The organism is Mesorhizobium sp. J8, from assembly GCF_016591715.1.
In the GTDB taxonomy this organism is placed as follows: domain Bacteria; phylum Pseudomonadota; class Alphaproteobacteria; order Rhizobiales; family Rhizobiaceae; genus Mesorhizobium.
The window spans coordinates 995,496-1,011,133 of the sequence record NZ_AP024109.1 but is presented as its reverse complement, the minus strand read 5'-3'; the positions used below and the strand labels follow the sequence as shown (position 1 = coordinate 1,011,133).

Sequence of the window (15,638 nt, the reverse complement as noted above, 5' to 3'; positions counted from 1 at the left end):
GCACCACCGCCCTGAAATCCGGGCGCTTGCGCGAAAATCCGATTGGAAAGATTGTAGGCGCGGGTAGCCGGGCGAGCCGGCATGCCGGACCGGAATGGCTGCTGGAAATCGGGATGCTTCGCGTCTACCTGGCCTTTGTCGCCATCGCCTCCTTGACGGGCCCGTCGGCGGCGGAGCCGCGCGCGTCCCATCTTTTCGACCGCCCCGACCTCGCATCGGCCTATTCCGGCCAATCCGATCTCATCACCGCCTATACGACCGGCATGGCGCGCTACCGGCTTCAATATGCGGGCCAAGGGGCGCAGGCCGGTCTGGCCGCGCCGCTCGAGCCTCGCCTGTTGCGGCCTGAATTCCAGCAACGGACATGGCGTTCGGCGGACGGCAGCCTGCTCCAAGGTTTCGTCGGCAAGGGCGGTTTCCGGCTGACCACAGGCAACTGCGTGACCCGCATCTGCATGGCCAGCGAGTGCAGCGAGGCCGGCTGGCCGCTCTATGCCTGCAGCGACGGGCGCAGGCGCAGGATGTCGGTCAAAAGCTTCGTGACGGCAACATTCGACGGCGTCTCCTACCGGAGGCTGAGCGCGCCGGCGTCGGGCGAATGACATCGCGAAGCCGGCATCGCCATATGGCGCATCGAGTGGGTGCTAATTTAGGTTGCGGCACTGAAGCCCAGGCTTAATATCCACGCATGGGGTCTCCCTCAGTTCCGTTCAAGCTCGTTTTCGTGACCGGCTGCATGAGAAGCGGCACATCACTGCTGCACAGATTGATTTCCACATCACCCGACACAGGTGAAAGGCTCGCCCCGGCGCGCTTGATCGTGGACATTCTGCAACTCTACATACGCTACGGCGGTGAAGACAGCGCGTTTGCAGCGGACTATCTTCAATCGCCCGACGCGCTTTTGGGCGAGACGCGCCGGTTCCTCTACGCCCGCCTCCATGACGCCTGGCTTCATTCCGGCAAGCCGCAATGCCTCGTGCTGCGAACCGTCGAGGTCGCGCCGATGTTGCCGCTGGTCGCCCAATTGCTGCCGGAGGCAAAATTCGCAATCTCCGTCCGCGAGCCGAAGGACACGATCACATCGATCCTCACCGTGGGCGCCAAGCAACGGCTCCTGGGACGCAGGACGCTTGCTTCCGCGGGCAGCGTCGCCCGGCTCTGCAAAACCTATAATCGGGCATATTTGCCGGCCCTCAGAATGCATCGCACGAACGGGCAGTTCCGCGACAGAGCCGTGTTCGTGCGCTACGAGGATGCGGTCGCCGATCCTGCCGCCGCGCTCGCCAAGGTCTGGCAGAGTTTCGGACTGCAGCCTGGCGACGGGATCTTGACGGCCGACCCGGCCAAACGCGCCAGCCTCAGGGAACTGCTGACCCATCGCTACTGGCGCTCATACCGCACCGAGCTGTCGGAGGCGCCAGTTTCGGCGCGAAGCATTGGCACCTACAGATCGGCGCTCACGGCATCGGACATCTGGAATGTTAACTGGCGATGCCGCATACTGCGCCGGGCGTTTGGGTACGCAGAGCACTGGGTGGGGGATTTGCGAGATCGACAGGCCAGCTACGAAGTCCGTTAGCGGGACGGCGTCAAGAGCGAAACAAGGCCAGGATTCGACCACGTCGGAAACCGTCGCGGTCGGTGCGCTCGATTCATGCCTTCGGGACGGGATGTTCAGCCTTTACGAACGTCACTACGCCGCAGCCGACCGCGGGCGGTTCGAACACGATCTGGCCGAGAAAGACTCCGTCGTCCTCGTGTGGTCGGGCGCTGGTGACGTAATCGGCTTCTCGACCATCCTGGTCGGCAGGCAAGAGGTGGACGAGGTTGAGATCAACTATCTGTTCTCAGGCGACACGGTCCTGGACGCCTCGCGATGGGGAGACCCCGTGCTGCTGCGGGCATGGTTCCGGGCGGCAGGGGCGATCAAAGCCGGTCTCGGCAACCGTCAGCTCTTCTGGTTTCCGATTGTCAAGGGCGATCGGACCTATCGCATCCTTCCCAATTTCTTCCGAACCTATTTTCCGGCTGCCGATACAGAGATCGCGCCGGAATTGAAACGTATCCGTGACCGGATCGCCGGCGCCCGCTACGGCCGGCTCTTCGACCCGTCGACTGGATTGATCGACTTCGGCGAGTCGCAGGGGCATTTGCGCGAGCAGTGGGCCGACGCCGAGCATAGAGCCCCGCGCAACCGGCATGCGGCCTTCTTCCTCGAGGCAAACCCGCTCTACCATCGCGGCATCGAGCTGGCGTGCATCGCCGAATTCGACCTCTCAAACCTCAAGCGTTATGGCGCATCATGTTTCGCCGAGGGCATGGTGCATGGCCGCTAGCTGCCGAAAAGCTTTCCCGGAAGGCTCATCTTCCCGGTCACGCGGCCAACCGCAGGACAAGGCGGTCGAGTCCGCGGAACGATGCATTGTCCAGCCATTTCGCCCCTCCTTCCACGGGCTCGATGGCGGACCAGCGTTCGAGCGCGGCAGCCAAGACCGCCCGAGCCTCCATTTCGGCCAGCGCACGACCGATGCAGACATGCGGTCCGCGGCCGAAGGCGAGGTTCTGCCCGACCGGCCTGCGCAGATCGAAGCGGTCGGCTTCGGCAAATCGCCGCGGATCGCGATTTGCCGCCCCTGGAAGCAGGACGACGAGCGTGTCCTTGGCCAGCCTTTGCCCGCCGAGTTCGATCGTCTCTGTCGGCCAGCGGCAGATTTTCTGAATTGGCGTTTCCAGCCTGAGCGTTTCGGCAATGGCATTGGTCACAAGCTTCGGCTCGTCACGTACCGTGGCCAACTGATCCGGGGCCCAGGCCAGATGGTAGAACAGGTGGCTGATGAGATGCACCGTCGTCTCGTGGCCGGCAAAGGCAAGCAGAGCCAGGTTGGCGCCTGCGACATCCAGCCCGACCTTGCCGACGAGATCCGGCAAGCCTGCGAGCAGCATCGGCAATTCGCGGCCTTTGAGGAGCCTTGCGGCGTGCGCCGTGAAATAGGCCGACATTTCATCGACCGCATTGGTCGTCTCATCGAAAGCGGTGCCGAACCCGCCATCGAGCAATTCGCGCGCCGCCATCGACCAGGCGCGCAGCCGCGGGATGTCGGCAGCCGGCACGCCCAGCAGGCGCGCAATGACGCTTTCGGGAACCGCGCGGGCAAAAGCCGGAACGATGTCGAGGTCACCGTCGGAGACAGTAGTGCAGTGCAGTTCGACGGCCTGGTCGACATAGGGCTTCAAGGCGGCCGGGCCGCCGCTGGCAAATGGTTTCTGGAATGCGGCCCGGATTGCGGCGTGGGTGGAACCTTCCTGGTAGATCAGCCAGTTGCGCAACGCCGAGTCCGACGCGACGCCGCTCGCCGGCGGCAGATGCGACATGCGCGGGTCGGTCAGGCAGGCGGCGACGAGATCGAAATGCGAGACATAGACATCGCCCCACGGCGCCCCCCATACGGGCGCTTCACGACGCATCGCATCGTAAAGGGCATAGAGGTCGCCGGAAGCGCCGAACGAACCGGAGCGTATGCCTGCCCAGCGGCTTTCACCATGCATGGACAGGTCCACGTCTATGCCCCGACCGCAGCGCGGCTCGCTTTATGAACATCCTGCCCCCAAGCCCCGGTTGTGGCCCCGGCCCCGTCTATTACCTTTGCGCTGAGGAGCACGCATACACCATCGGCGTGTTCCTCGAATATTATGCAACCCCGCTCAATGGGCTATTGCGCATACTCCCTTATGAGCAGCTCTGCAATCTCGGCCTCGTGGCGCCCGGGCCTTTCATATTCACCGATTTCGAAAGGCTGTCGCCCAGTCAGATGCAAATGGCGACGGCGCTCCATCACAGGATTGCAGCCCAGCATCCGGCGCTACCGCTGCTCAACAATCCGGCGGCGGCGCTCGGCCGCTTCGAACTTCTTAAGCGACTGAAGGCCGCCGGCCTCAACCGCTTCGACGTCTACCGCATCGGAGAGCGCGAAACGATAGGCCGCTTTCCGGTGTTCCTGCGCTGGGCAAGCCAGCACGTGGCGCCCCTGTCCGGTCTGCTTCACAACGCGGACGATCTGACGAAGGCCATTGCCCGCCTGCCCGCAGAAATCCGCGGCGACCCCGATCTCATGATCGTCGAATTCGGCGCCGCGCCTTCGGCCGACGGACAATACCGGAAATATTCGGCATTTCGCGTCGGAGAGGCAGTTTACGCCCAGCACTGCTTCATCAGCTCAGACTGGTATGTGAAATATTCGAACGCCAAGCTCAGTGCAGCCGAGCGGGCGGAGCATCACGACTATGTCCGCGAGAACCCTCATGCGGAACGACTGAAAGCCATCTTCGATCTGGCGCGCATCGAATACGGCCGCATCGATTATGGTCTGGTCGATGGGCAGATCCAGACATTCGAGATCAACAGCAACCCGACGGTGAACTCGCGGCCGCCGTGGTGGGATGCTAAGGCGAATTATGCCTTCTACGCAGACCTTCACAGCCAAGCCATGCTGGGATTGACCAGACCGTCTTCCGGCCCGCCTGTACGGATCGCGCATGGATCTCGAAACGCGGACGACGTGCATAGGCAAGCAGCCCGTCGCGTGCGGCGGCGCATCCGCAAGCTCTATTTCAGGCGAAGCATCTCGCTGCGGAGCTTGAAGACGCGCCTAAGAACGCTCCTCGGCAGGAACAGCTGAAATGCCTGCCAGCGATCGAACAGTTGCGATGATGTCACCGTACGTGGCATCCGTTCGCAATTGAGTTCGAAAGCAGAATCGTTGGCACGCCCATCCGACAATGTTCGACGCTCCGTCGTCGCCAAGGTCAGCCTCGCCCGAGCGCTCTCCAAGCTCGGCTTCTGCTCGCGCGCGCAGGCGGAGCGTCTCGTCGCCGAGGGGCGCGTGCGGGTCGGCGGCAAGGTGGCGCGCGACCCTTCGCTTTGGGTCGACCTCGACCGCGACCGGATCACCGTCGACGGCGAGCGCGTCGTTGCCGAGCGCAAGGTCTATCTGATGCTCAACAAGCCGCGCGGGCTGGTCACGACCCGCGACGACCCCGAAGGCCGCGGTACGGTCTACGACTGCCTGGAAGGGCTCGACCTGCCGTTCGTGTCGCCGGTCGGCCGGCTCGACAAGGCGAGCGAAGGGCTGCTTTTGCTGAGCAACGACACGCGTTGGGCGAACGGTTTGCTCGATCCCGCCTCGCATGTCGCCAAGACCTATCATGTGCAGATCGCGGCCGTGCCCGACGAGGAAATGCTGGAACGCTTTCGTAAGGGCGCCCTGGTCGATGGGGAGTTGCTCAGGGCAAGCTCGATCGCGCCGTTGCGCAGCGGCGGGCGGACGGCCTGGCTGGAGATCGTGCTCGACGAAGGGCGCAACCGGCAGATCCGCAGACTGCTCAACGCTTTCGACATCGAGGTGCTGCGGCTGATCAGGGTGGCGATCGGCGGATTGCGGCTCGGCGAGCTCGCCAAAGGCAAGGCGCGGCATCTGACGAGCGAAGAGCTGGCGATACTTGCGGCGTAAGGCGCGAGGCGTCCCCCTCACCCGAATTGCGAAGGGCAATTCGGGGCAATCCGACCTCTCCCCGAGGGAAGAGGAGACGGTTGGCGCGGACCTTCCTCTTCTCCCCGCCGGGGAGAAGGTGGCCGCGAAGCGGCCGGATGAGGGGGGAGCCCGCGCTCGCTATTTCTGGTTCCACCTCCGGATGATCGGCTCGGTCAGATCGTGTTCGTAACCGAGAATGCTCAGGCTCGCCGTGTCGAGGACAAAATGCTCGCCGCCTTCCGGCAACAGGCCGACCCAGCGTGCCGCGAAGACACGCAGGAAATGCGAGCTGGAGAAAATGAGCACATTGCCGGCAACCGCGCGCAGCGCGGCTATGATCGCATCGGCGCGCGCGCCGACATCGGCCGCCGTCTCGCCGTCCGGGCAGCCGTCGCGAAACAACTGCCAGCCGGGGCGCTTCGACAGTATCTCCTTGGTCGTCACGCCTTCATAGGCGCCGTAATCCCATTCCTGCAGGTCCGGCTTCTTGACCGCGCGCTCGCCGAAGCCGGCGAGCCGGCAGGTGTCGAAGGCGCGCTGCGAAGGACTCGACCAGACCGCCTGGAACGTCAGCCCCTTGAGACGGTCGGCGACGCCGCGCGCCGCCTCCTCGCCTTTCGCCGTCAGCGGGATATCGGTGCGGCCGGTGTGCCTGCCCGAGGCGCTCCATTCGGTCTCGCCGTGACGGACAAGATAGATCTCGGGATACGCGCTGCTCATCGACCGCCCTCTCGACTGAGTGTTTCGCCGGGAATCCGGCCGGCGCAGCCTATGCGGCTGCCAGCGAAAAGAACAGGCCGCGACGGAGCCGCGACCTGTTCGGCCAGCACAGGCTTGGGCGGATGCCCGGTGCTGCCTGTCACTCCGCCGGCTGCAGCCCGCCCGACAGCGCGAGATCGGCCTCCTCCGGCAACTGGCCCGCCATGGCGGCGGCGAATTGCTTCTGGTCGAGCTCGCCTTCCCAGCGCGCCACAACGATGGTCGCGACCGCGTTGCCGACGAAGTTGGTCAGCGCGCGGCATTCCGACATGAAGCGGTCGACGCCGAGGATCAGCGCCATGCCGGCGACCGGCACCGAGGGCACCACTGAGAGCGTGGCGGCCAGGGTGATGAAGCCGGCGCCGGTGATGCCTGCGGCGCCTTTGGAACTCAGCATGGCGACGAGCAGGAGCAGGATCTGGTCGCCGAAGGTGAGCGGCGTGTCGGTCGCCTGAGCGATGAACAGTGCGGCCAGCGTCATGTAGATGTTGGTGCCGTCGAGATTGAAGGAATAGCCCGTCGGGATGACAAGACCGACGACCGAGCGGTTGCAGCCGGCGCGCTCCATCTTGGCCATCAGTCCTGGAAGCGCGGCTTCCGACGAAGAAGTGCCGAGCACCAGCAGCAGCTCTTCCTTGATGTAGCGGATCAGCGCCAGGATGGAGAAGCCGTTGTACCATGCGACGGCGCCGAGCACGACGAGCACGAAGAGCAGCGACGTCAGATAGAAGGTGCCGATCAGGAAGGCGAGGTTGGCGATCGCGCCGATGCCGTATTTGCCGACGGTGAAGGCCATGGCGCCGAAGGCGCCGATGGGAGCCGCCTTCATCAGGATGGCGACGAGGCGGAAGACCGGCGCGGTGAGCGCCTGCAGGAAATCGACCACGGGGCGGCCACGGTCGCCGACCAGCGCCAGCGCGATGCCGAACAGCACCGAGAAGAACAGCACCTGCAGAATGTCGCCCTGGGCAAAGGCGCCGGTGATGGTGTCGGGGATGATGTTCATCAGGAAGCCGACGACCGTCGTGTCATGGGCCTTCTCGGCGAAGGTCGCCACTTTCGACGGGTCGAGCGTCGCCGGATTGATGTGCATGCCGGCGCCGGGCTGGATGACGTTCGACACGACGAGGCCGACGACGAGCGCCAATGTCGAGAAGACGAGGAAATAGATCATCGCCTTGCCGGCGACGCGGCCAACCTTGTGCAGGTCCGAAACACCGGCGATGCCGGTCGCTACGGTGAGGAAGATCACCGGCGCGATCACCATTTTGACCAGCTTGATGAAGGCATCGCCAAGCGGTTTCAGCGAGGCGCCCAGATCGGGATAGAAATGGCCAAGCAGGATGCCGGCGGCGATCGCCACCAGGACCTGCACATAGAGATGCCGGTAAAAAGGAACCTTGCCGCGCGGTTCGGCGGCAGCGATTGCTGTCTGCATGATGTCCTCCGTTCGACCCCCCGATCGAGACGCTCGACCTCCCTGGGGGCTGTTGACCTCCACAGCCTTGCGGCTGCTGCCGATGCATGTGCAACGCGCATGCCAGACGACGCCCGAAGCCGCGAAATGTTGATTTTGTTGGCTTTTTTCGAACCGACGAAAGGCAGCTTCGAGAGCGTCCGTGCGGATATCCGCATAGGTCGAATTGCGCCTTGTGCGAAAACATGCACAGATGCGGCATGCTGCAACGCCCTGCCGCTGCCCTCGCCCCAACGCCCGAACTGCTTGCCGGGCGGGCGCGGCGCGCCTGGCTGCTGTTTACGGCGGTGGCGCTGGCGATCATCGCGGCAGCGCTCTACGGCGCAGGTCTCTATGGCCGCTCGACCGAGATCGAAGCGCTGGCAACGCAAGGGCGCACGGACGCCAACCTCAAGGTGGCGCTGCTGCGCGCGGTGCTGGAAAACCCGCGTGCGCTGCCGCTGCTTCTCTCCGAGGACCAGCAGGTGCATGACGCATTGAGCGAACGCAGCCCAGCCGCGATCGACGTGCTCAACCGCAAGCTCGAAGGGTTGGTTTCCGGCACCAAGGCCTCGGTGCTCTACGTCACCGGCACGGACGGCCTGGCGATCGCTTCCAGCAACTGGCGCGAGCCGGTGAGCTTCGTCGGCAACGACTATGGTTTTCGCGCCTATTTCTCGGGCGCGATGCAGACGGGCACGGCTGAGTATTTCGCGCTCGGCAACACCAGCAAGCGTCCCGGCCTCTACATCTCGCGCCGCGTCGACGGCGCCTCGGGGCCGCTCGGCGTCGTCGTGGTCAAAATGGAGTTCGATCAGCTCGAGTCCGACTGGCACGAGGCCAACCGCCCGGCCTATGTCAGCGATGCGCATGGCGTGGTGCTGATCACCAGCGTGCCCTCCTGGCGCTTCATGACGATAGCGCCGCTGGCTGCTCCGGTCGCGGTCGACATCCGCGGCAGCCAGCAATTCGGCGATGCGCCGCTGGTGCCCTTGCCGGTCACGAAACCGCAACCGCTGAGTTCCGACGTCGCGCTGGTCCATGCCATCACGCCCGGCGGCAGCGACGCGGAATATCTGCGGCTCTCGACCGCGGTGCCGTCGACGCCCTGGCGGCTCGACTATCTCGTTCCGGCCGAAGCACCGATAGCCGCAGCGCAGCGCGAGATGCGGCTGCTGGTGCTCGGCGTCTTCGTGCCGCTGATCGCCTTTGCCGCCTATCTGTTGTGGCGCCGGCAGTCCGGCCAGATGCGCATCGCCGCCGAGCAGGCAGCGCGCGCCGAGCTCGAGCGCCGGGTCGTGGAGCGCACACGGGACCTCAGCCTGGCGCGCGACCGGCTGCAGGCCGAGATCGCCGACCACCGCAGCACGGAGGCGAGACTGCAGGTGATGCAGCAGGAGCTGGTGCAGGCGAACCGTCTTGCCACCCTTGGTCAGGTCGCCGCCGGCGTCGCGCATGAAATCAACCAGCCGGTGGCGACGATCCGCGCCTATGCCGACAATGCGCGCGTCTTCCTGGAGCGCAAGCAAAGCGCCTCGGCCGAGGAGAACCTTGGCGCCATCGCCGCGCTGACCGAGCGCATCGGCTCGATCACCGAGGAACTGAAAGCTTTCGCCCGCAAAGGCCGCACCGCCGCCGAGCCCATCGAATTGCGCGGCGTGATCGAAGGCGCCGTGGTGCTGCTCAGGAGCCGCTTCGCCGGCCGGCTGGACGCGCTGGCGATCACGCTGCCGCCGCCGGCGCTGAAAGTGATGGGCAACCGGCTGCGGCTGGAGCAGGTGCTGATCAACCTGTTCCAGAACGCGCTGGAGGCGCTTGAAGGCCGCGACGGCGCGCGGGTCGAAGTCTCCGCGACCGAAACCGCCGAAGACGTAGCGCTGGTCGTTTCCGACAACGGGCCGGGGATCCCGCCCGCGATCCTGAAATCGCTGTTCACACCCTTCAACACCTCGAAGGAAAAGGGTCTTGGCCTCGGCTTGGTCATCGCCAAGGACATCGTCGCCGACTATGGCGGGCGCATCGAGGTCTCGAGCAGCGGCCAGGGCACGCGCTTCACCGTCCATCTTTCGAAAGCCGGTGCAGCATGACCAAGAACGATCCCGCACCGGTGATCCTGATCGACGACGACAGCGACCTGCTCAAGGCGACAAGGCAGACGCTGGAATTGGCCGGCTTCGCGGTGTCGGCTTACGCGGTGGCGCGGGACGCTTTGGCGACGCTCGACAGGAACTTCGCCGGCGTGGTTGTCTCGGACATCCGCATGCCGGAGATCGACGGGCTGCAGCTTTTCGACCGCGTCCTGCATCTCGATCCCGACATTCCCGTCATTCTGATCACGGGGCACGGCGACATCGCCATGGCGGTCAAGGCGATCAAGGACGGCGCCTATGACTTCATCACCAAGCCCTTCGCCGCCGACCGGCTGGCGCAAAGTGTGTGGCGCGCGGCGGAGAAGCGCCGGCTGGTGATGGAAAACCGCGCCTTGCGCGAGGCGGCCGAACAGGCGCAGGAAGGATTGCCGCTGATCGGCCAGACGCCGGCGATGGAGCGGCTGCGCCGAACGCTCAGGCAGATCGCCGACACCGATGTCGACGTGCTGGTGACCGGCGAGACCGGCTCCGGCAAGGAGGTGGTGGCGACCCTGCTGCACCACTGGAGCCGCCGCGCCAAGGGCAATTTCGTGGCGCTCAATTGCGGCACGCTGCCGGAGACGGTCATCGAAAGCGAGTTGTTCGGACACGAGGCCGGCGCCTTCACCGGCGCGCAGAAGAAGCGCGTCGGCCGTATCGAGCATTCGAGCGGCGGCACGCTGTTCCTCGACGAGATCGAAAGCATGCCGGCCGCGACGCAGGTGCAGATGCTGCGCGTGCTCGAAATGCGCGAGGTGACGCCGCTCGGCACCAATGAGGTGCGCCCGGTTGACCTGAGGGTGGTCGCGGCGGCCAAGGTCGATCTCGGCGATGCCAGCCAGCGCGGCAATTTTCGCGAGGACCTCTATTACCGGCTCAATGTGGTGACGCTTTCCATTCCGCCGCTGCGCGAAAGGCGGGACGACGTGCCGCTGCTGTTCGGCTACTTCGCCGAGCGGGCCGCCGCCCGCTTCCGGCGCACCGTGCCGGCGATCTCCACGACGGTCCAGCGTCACCTCAAGGAGCACGACTGGCCGGGCAATGTGCGCGAACTCGCCCATTTCGCCGAACGCTTCGTGCTCGGGCTCGATCAAGTCGGCGAAACGCCTTCCCCTGCGGCAATGGAAAGCGACGCCGCGATGCCGTTGCCCGAACGGCTCGATCGCTACGAGGCCGAGATCATCCGCGAGACACTTGGTCGCAACGACGGCGACGTGCGCCGCACCATCGAGGCACTCGGCATCCCGCGCAAGACCTTCTACGACAAGCTGCAGCGGCACGGCATCGTGCGCAGTGATTTTTCCAGGTAGATCAAGGCCGGAAATGGGGCATGAGGTCGCCCGAAAACCACTTCACCCCTTTCGGCGTCATGCCTGGAACCGCTACGCCGCTACGCCGTTGAAATCGACCGGGAAACCGTGGCACGCGGGCATCAGCCGGACGGCGAATGCATCGCCGCGGCGGCTTTGCCGGGTTGCGCTCGGCAGGCGTTGATGGTTTGTTGCCGCCCAGCGGAGAATGAACGATGCGCGAATCCCTCGGTCAAGACGAATACGGCTCGACCAGCCCTTTCGACCCGGACGACCTGCCCAATCTCAATGCGATGGGGCCGGCGATGGGCAGCGGCAATGATTTCGAGAAATATGCCGTCGCCGTCATCATCGTCTTCGGCGCGCTGATCATCGGCGGGCTGATGGCCGCCTCCATGTCCTTCGGCCATCGCAACGGCTTCCTGTTCGCGCTCGGCGGCGCCACGGCGGCCTGGATTTCCGGCAATGCGCTGTTGCTCGACCGGCCGCGCATCTATGCTCTTTTCGTCGCCATCGCCGCCGTCATGCTGATCGCCTCGACCATCACGCTGGTGACCTGATCAGACAATACAGTTGGTGTGCGATAACCAACCTAGGCCCCTCCGCATCAGATGGCCTCGGATAGCGCCCCGGGCGCTTCGGCCTCCCATTCGACCACGTCGGCCTTGATCGGATGGTAAAGCATGGCCCGTTGCGTGAATGCGCTGTCGTCTTCGTGAAAATAAGCCATCATCGATGGGCGCCAGACGAACGTCCCCGGACTGAGATGGGGGTCCTTCGCCGCATTCACATAGTTTCGTTTCCTGCGGCGCCAGGGTACGAACGGCCCGGTCCCGCCGATATCCTCGATCCTCAGGCCATGAACGCGCGCAATGCTCGGTACGAGGAATTCGTAGTGCCCACTCCACTCGCCTGTCGAGAGCGCCGCTTCGTAGACATCAATCAAGCGCCTCGAAACGCGCATGATGGGCATAAATGCCCTCGTGAAACGTGATTTCGGGCACGGTCCATTTGCGTAGCCCCAGAATGTCCAGCGCGGATCGCGGCGGCGCGTATTGAGCGTCGTCGCCAGCAAGTCCGCGCCATTGTTTGAAAACTGTTGGAAAAAATCGGGCCACCGGCCGGCAAAGTCGACATCATACTCAAGAATCCAGACGAATTCCCGATTTGCGGACTTCGCCAAAGGGAAGAGGACGATGTCCATATAGCCCATCGACAAGTGCCCGTTATCCACGGCCTGACGTACGCGCGGGGAGGTCCGGTCGATCTCGAATTCTCCTCGTCCGGCGGCGAGGTCATCCACCGTCCACGGATTATAGGCGAACTGCCAGTCGATGATTTCCTCGGTTTCGCGGCAGAGACGGTCAAAATGAGCCCGTATTCGATGGTTCAGCACATGCGTTATGAATATCCCTGCCTGCCGGCCACCTGCCGATGGGCTGGGCAACGGCCGCTGACCCGAGAGGAAACGAAACGGATTCATCGACGGACTATCCTGCGGAAAAGCCGCGTCCATCCCTTGATCGCCTCCGCGGGTGCAGGCCGCCCAGCATGGAGCCGAAGGGCCAAGGCCGATACGTCGGAATCGTCCAACGGGGTAAATTCATAAAGGGCTGGATCGAAATCCTCGTAGAGATACTGATACTTCAACAATTCGAACGCTCCCGGCTCCTTCTTCTCGTAGAATTCAAGTTTGCCGGCACGCTGCTCGCGGCTTCGCACAACCCAGTCGAAATGGTAGATGTGGCACTCCGAAGGCGCGTATAGGACGTCGGATTCATTGAACGAGAAGCCCGGCGTGTGGATTTTTTTCTTGAATTTTACGGAATCGACGAGGAACCCTCTAAACTGAAAGTCGTGCGGCGGCAAATTGGGCAATTTCGCAGCGACGACAGGCCTGGAATCGATAACGGCTACGGCCTGGCGTGGGACGGCGACCACTGGCTTATTTGTCGGCGCTGCAACACCGCGTAGCCAAGCCAGCAAGGCACGCGAGGGGAATTCATCGTCGTCCAGCCGGAAAATACGCCTTGCCCGTGAAACGGCTGCAATCTTCGGCAGAATGCCTTCCACATAAGACCGCCCCCACCTGACGGATAGCTTGGTGGCCAGGTCAACTTCACGAATCACATCTTCTATATATCGCGGCGATGAACGGCTATCGACGAAATACCGAACTTCAATCCCGAGCCGTCGATATTCTTCCGCAATGATCAGACTGTGCGGCGCTCCGTCACGCGTAGGAACCACCAAAGAAAAACTTTCACTCATTCATCGACCGCCACTATAGTGCCGGCCTGGGGCCTTGGCATGTTTAGGCATAAAGGGACATCGTCCGCTACTTTGCCTTCTAGCGATTTGTCATTAATCTTCAATGGCCTGAGCCGTCGTGAGTGCCGGCGGGTCGCATTCCCTACCCGGGCAGCGACAACACCGCCGCTGCGGGCAGTCGGGTGGCGCCGGCCAAGGCGGCGGCCACTGCCACGTTAAATGGCCTGACCAATTCATAGGCCCTGAGCTAGAGCAATTCCAAGGGAAAGTGTGAGCGGTTTTCCGTCTGGAATTGCGTAAGAACAAAGAGATAGAGCGGTTCGCCGTTTCGGTGAAACGGCGAACCGCGCTAATATCCCAACGCCTCGCCGGCAGCCGCGCGGCTGTCTATGGCGCCGTTGTAGCGGGCGCCGCCGCCCTTCTCGACCTCGCTGAGGTTCTTGCCGCCGACAAGGATGCCGGCTGCCTGACCCCAGGTCTCGTCGCTCAGGTCGAGGTGGTAGCCCATGCCGGCAAGCAGCCGCTCCGTGTCCAGCGACAGCCCGAAAGGCTCGACATAGATCGTATCCGGCAGCCATTGATGGTGGATGCGCGGCGCGTCGATCGCCTGTTGGATGTCCATGCCGTGGTCGATGGCGTTGACGATTGCCTCCAGCGTGATGGTGATGATGCGCGAGCCGCCCGGACTGCCGATGACCATGAACGGCTTGCCGTCCTTCGTCACGATGGTCGGGCTCATCGAGGACAAGGGTGTCTTCTTCGGCTGGATGGCGTTGGCCTCGCCCTGGACCAGGCCGTAGAGGTTGGGCACGCCGGGCTTCTGGGTGAAATCGTCCATCTCGTTGTTGAGCAGGATGCCGGTGCCGTCGGCGACGACGCCGGCGCCGAAGGAGCCGTTCAGCGTATAGGTGACCGCCACCGCGTTGCCGTCCTTGTCGATGATCGAATAATGCGTGGTTTCCTGCGACTCGCCGAAACCCTTCGGCATCAGTTCCTTCGACACGCCGGCGCGAAACGGGTCGACCTTGTCGCGTATGTCCTTGGCATAGTTCTTGTCGAGCAGCTTCGAGACCGGATTGTCGACGAAATCCGGATCGCCCAGCGCCGAATTGCGGTCGACATAGGCATGGCGCATGGCTTCGACCATGACATGAACCGTCTCGGCCGATCCGGCGCCGAGATAGGACAGCGGATAACCTTCGAGCACGTTGAGGATTTCGCAGATGATCACGCCGCCCGAACTCGGCGGCGGCGAGGAGATGATCTCGTAGCCGCGATAGGAACAGGTCACCGGCTTCAATTGGCGCACCGCGTATTGCTCGAAATCGCCCTTGGCGAGGATGCCGCCCTTGGCGGCGCTTGCCTTGACGATGGCATCGGCAATCGCCCCCTTGTAGAAGGCATCCGGCCCCTTTTCCGAGATCGCAGACAGCGAGGCGGCGAGGTCAGGCTGAACCAGCGTCTCGCCGATGCCGTAGGGCTTGCCGTCCTTTTTCAGGAAGATGGCCGCCGTCGCCGGGTCCTTCGCCAGCCGGTCGGCGCTGTCGGCGAACGACGCGGCGTCGCCCTGGTTGAGGACGAAGCCGTCCCTGGCATAGGCAATCGCCGGCGCCATCAGATCCTGTCTCGAGAGCGTGCCGTATTTCTCGCGCGCCATCTCGAAGCCGGCGACCGAGCCGGGCACGCCGACGGCGAGGTAGCCGTCGAGGCTGGCGCCTTTTACCGGATTGCCTTGTTTGTCGAGATACATGGTTTTCGTCGCTGCAAGCGGCGCGCGCTCGCGGAAATCGAGGAAGGTCGTGCGGCCGTCCTTCATGCGCACGGTCATGAAGCCGCCGCCACCGATATTGCCTGCATTGGGATAGACCACGGCGAGCGCATAGCCGACGGCAACCGCCGCATCGACGGCGTTGCCACCTTTCTTCAGCACATCGACACCGACTTCCGTGGCAAGGTGCTGGGCCGTCACCACCATGCCATGCTCGCCCTTGGCGGGAGCGGGCGACGCTGCGAAAGCGGTGATCGGCGGCGCGACGGTGAGTGCAAGCGAAAGGGTGACGCCGATCAGCGTCCGACGGGTCAAGGGCATGGCGGTGCTCCTGGCGTTGGGGACGCCTAGGAAAGACCGTGTCGACAGCCCTGTCCACCGCCAACGGCGCTGGGCCAGATCAAATCGGATGTC

General features: G+C 63.9%; 14 protein-coding genes. 8 read left to right on the top strand and 6 right to left on the bottom strand.

Going from position 1 to position 15,638, the window contains the following annotated elements; all coding sequences use genetic code 11:
- Positions 1 to 113: 113 nt before the first annotated feature.
- The 3 genes from MJ8_RS04765 (at position 114) to MJ8_RS04755 (ending at position 2,339) form a co-directional block, all read left to right on the top strand.
- Positions 114 to 602: a hypothetical protein gene (locus MJ8_RS04765; RefSeq protein WP_225248125.1), complete on the top strand. Its 489-nt coding sequence runs from the start codon at positions 114 to 116 to the stop codon at positions 600 to 602.
- Positions 603 to 736: 134 nt separating this feature from the next.
- Positions 737 to 1,582, top strand: a complete 846-nt coding sequence (locus MJ8_RS04760) for a sulfotransferase (protein WP_201413318.1) — start codon at positions 737 to 739, stop codon at positions 1,580 to 1,582.
- Positions 1,482 to 2,339 carry a hypothetical protein gene (locus MJ8_RS04755; RefSeq protein WP_201413317.1) on the top strand — a complete coding sequence of 286 codons (858 nt, stop codon included), beginning with the start codon at positions 1,482 to 1,484 and terminating at the stop codon, positions 2,337 to 2,339. Before MJ8_RS04760 ends, MJ8_RS04755 begins: the two co-directional genes overlap by 101 nt.
- 37 nt (positions 2,340 to 2,376) lie before the next feature.
- Here MJ8_RS04755 and MJ8_RS04750 read toward each other — a convergent pair whose 3' ends face one another.
- Complete coding sequence (locus MJ8_RS04750) at positions 2,377 to 3,549, bottom strand: cytochrome P450 (RefSeq protein ID WP_201413316.1); 1,173 nt, start codon at positions 3,547 to 3,549, stop codon at positions 2,377 to 2,379.
- Positions 3,550 to 3,593: 44 nt separating this feature from the next.
- Here MJ8_RS04750 and MJ8_RS04745 point away from each other — a divergent pair, with 44 nt between their 5' ends.
- Complete coding sequence (locus MJ8_RS04745; protein ID WP_201413315.1) at positions 3,594 to 4,679, top strand: hypothetical protein; 1,086 nt, start codon at positions 3,594 to 3,596, stop codon at positions 4,677 to 4,679.
- An 81-nt stretch (positions 4,680 to 4,760) separates the two neighbouring features.
- Positions 4,761 to 5,510, top strand: a complete 750-nt coding sequence (locus MJ8_RS04740) for a pseudouridine synthase (RefSeq protein WP_201413314.1) — start codon at positions 4,761 to 4,763, stop codon at positions 5,508 to 5,510.
- 159 nt (positions 5,511 to 5,669) lie between these two features.
- Here MJ8_RS04740 and MJ8_RS04735 read toward each other — a convergent pair whose 3' ends face one another.
- Together MJ8_RS04735 and MJ8_RS04730 are read right to left on the bottom strand one after the other, a co-directional pair.
- Positions 5,670 to 6,251, bottom strand: a complete 582-nt coding sequence (locus tag MJ8_RS04735; RefSeq protein WP_201413313.1) for a histidine phosphatase family protein — start codon at positions 6,249 to 6,251, stop codon at positions 5,670 to 5,672.
- Positions 6,252 to 6,390: 139 nt separating this feature from the next.
- Positions 6,391 to 7,728 (bottom strand): dicarboxylate/amino acid:cation symporter, encoded by a 1,338-nt coding sequence (locus MJ8_RS04730; RefSeq protein ID WP_201413312.1) that lies wholly within the window; start codon positions 7,726 to 7,728, stop codon positions 6,391 to 6,393.
- 239 nt (positions 7,729 to 7,967) lie between these two features.
- On the opposite strand from MJ8_RS04730, the gene MJ8_RS04725 reads away from it, so the two are divergent.
- The 3 genes from MJ8_RS04725 (at position 7,968) to MJ8_RS04715 (ending at position 11,745) form a co-directional block, all read left to right on the top strand.
- A complete protein-coding gene (locus MJ8_RS04725) occupies positions 7,968 to 9,833 on the top strand; it encodes a sensor histidine kinase (protein ID WP_225248123.1) in 1,866 nt (621 codons plus the stop codon).
- Complete coding sequence (locus MJ8_RS04720) at positions 9,830 to 11,185, top strand: sigma-54-dependent transcriptional regulator (RefSeq protein ID WP_201413310.1); 1,356 nt, start codon at positions 9,830 to 9,832, stop codon at positions 11,183 to 11,185. Before MJ8_RS04725 ends, MJ8_RS04720 begins: the two co-directional genes overlap by 4 nt.
- 215 nt (positions 11,186 to 11,400) lie before the next feature.
- Entirely contained in the window at positions 11,401 to 11,745 is a 345-nt protein-coding gene (locus MJ8_RS04715; protein ID WP_116390159.1) for a hypothetical protein, read from the top strand.
- A 47-nt stretch (positions 11,746 to 11,792) separates the two neighbouring features.
- Here MJ8_RS04715 and MJ8_RS04710 read toward each other — a convergent pair whose 3' ends face one another.
- The 3 genes from MJ8_RS04710 to ggt all read right to left on the bottom strand — a co-directional run bounded on the left by MJ8_RS04710 (position 11,793) and on the right by ggt (position 15,545).
- Entirely contained in the window at positions 11,793 to 12,701 is a 909-nt protein-coding gene (locus tag MJ8_RS04710) for a hypothetical protein (RefSeq protein ID WP_201413309.1), read from the bottom strand.
- Positions 12,665 to 13,456: a hypothetical protein gene (locus tag MJ8_RS04705; protein ID WP_201413308.1), complete on the bottom strand. Its 792-nt coding sequence runs from the start codon at positions 13,454 to 13,456 to the stop codon at positions 12,665 to 12,667. Before MJ8_RS04705 ends, MJ8_RS04710 begins: the two co-directional genes overlap by 37 nt.
- A gap of 349 nt (positions 13,457 to 13,805) precedes the next feature.
- Positions 13,806 to 15,545 carry a gamma-glutamyltransferase gene (gene ggt, locus MJ8_RS04700; RefSeq protein ID WP_201413307.1) on the bottom strand — a complete coding sequence of 580 codons (1,740 nt, stop codon included), beginning with the start codon at positions 15,543 to 15,545 and terminating at the stop codon, positions 13,806 to 13,808.
- Positions 15,546 to 15,638 lie beyond the last annotated feature (93 nt).

Coding starts and splice junctions, on each gene's coding strand:
- MJ8_RS04765 (WP_225248125.1), top strand. CDS start 114: ATGCTTCGCGTCTACCTGGCCTTTGTCGCCATCGCCTCCTTGACGGGC.
- MJ8_RS04760 (WP_201413318.1), top strand. CDS start 737: ATGAGAAGCGGCACATCACTGCTGCACAGATTGATTTCCACATCACCC.
- MJ8_RS04755 (WP_201413317.1), top strand. CDS start 1,482: ATGTTAACTGGCGATGCCGCATACTGCGCCGGGCGTTTGGGTACGCAG.
- MJ8_RS04750 (WP_201413316.1), bottom strand. CDS start 3,549: ATGCATGGTGAAAGCCGCTGGGCAGGCATACGCTCCGGTTCGTTCGGC.
- MJ8_RS04745 (WP_201413315.1), top strand. CDS start 3,594: ATGAACATCCTGCCCCCAAGCCCCGGTTGTGGCCCCGGCCCCGTCTAT.
- MJ8_RS04735 (WP_201413313.1), bottom strand. CDS start 6,251: ATGAGCAGCGCGTATCCCGAGATCTATCTTGTCCGTCACGGCGAGACC.
- MJ8_RS04730 (WP_201413312.1), bottom strand. CDS start 7,728: ATGCAGACAGCAATCGCTGCCGCCGAACCGCGCGGCAAGGTTCCTTTT.
- MJ8_RS04725 (WP_225248123.1), top strand. CDS start 7,968: ATGCTGCAACGCCCTGCCGCTGCCCTCGCCCCAACGCCCGAACTGCTT.
- MJ8_RS04720 (WP_201413310.1), top strand. CDS start 9,830: ATGACCAAGAACGATCCCGCACCGGTGATCCTGATCGACGACGACAGC.
- MJ8_RS04715 (WP_116390159.1), top strand. CDS start 11,401: ATGCGCGAATCCCTCGGTCAAGACGAATACGGCTCGACCAGCCCTTTC.
- MJ8_RS04710 (WP_201413309.1), bottom strand. CDS start 12,701: ATGGACGCGGCTTTTCCGCAGGATAGTCCGTCGATGAATCCGTTTCGT.
- MJ8_RS04705 (WP_201413308.1), bottom strand. CDS start 13,456: ATGAGTGAAAGTTTTTCTTTGGTGGTTCCTACGCGTGACGGAGCGCCG.
- ggt (WP_201413307.1), bottom strand. CDS start 15,545: ATGCCCTTGACCCGTCGGACGCTGATCGGCGTCACCCTTTCGCTTGCA.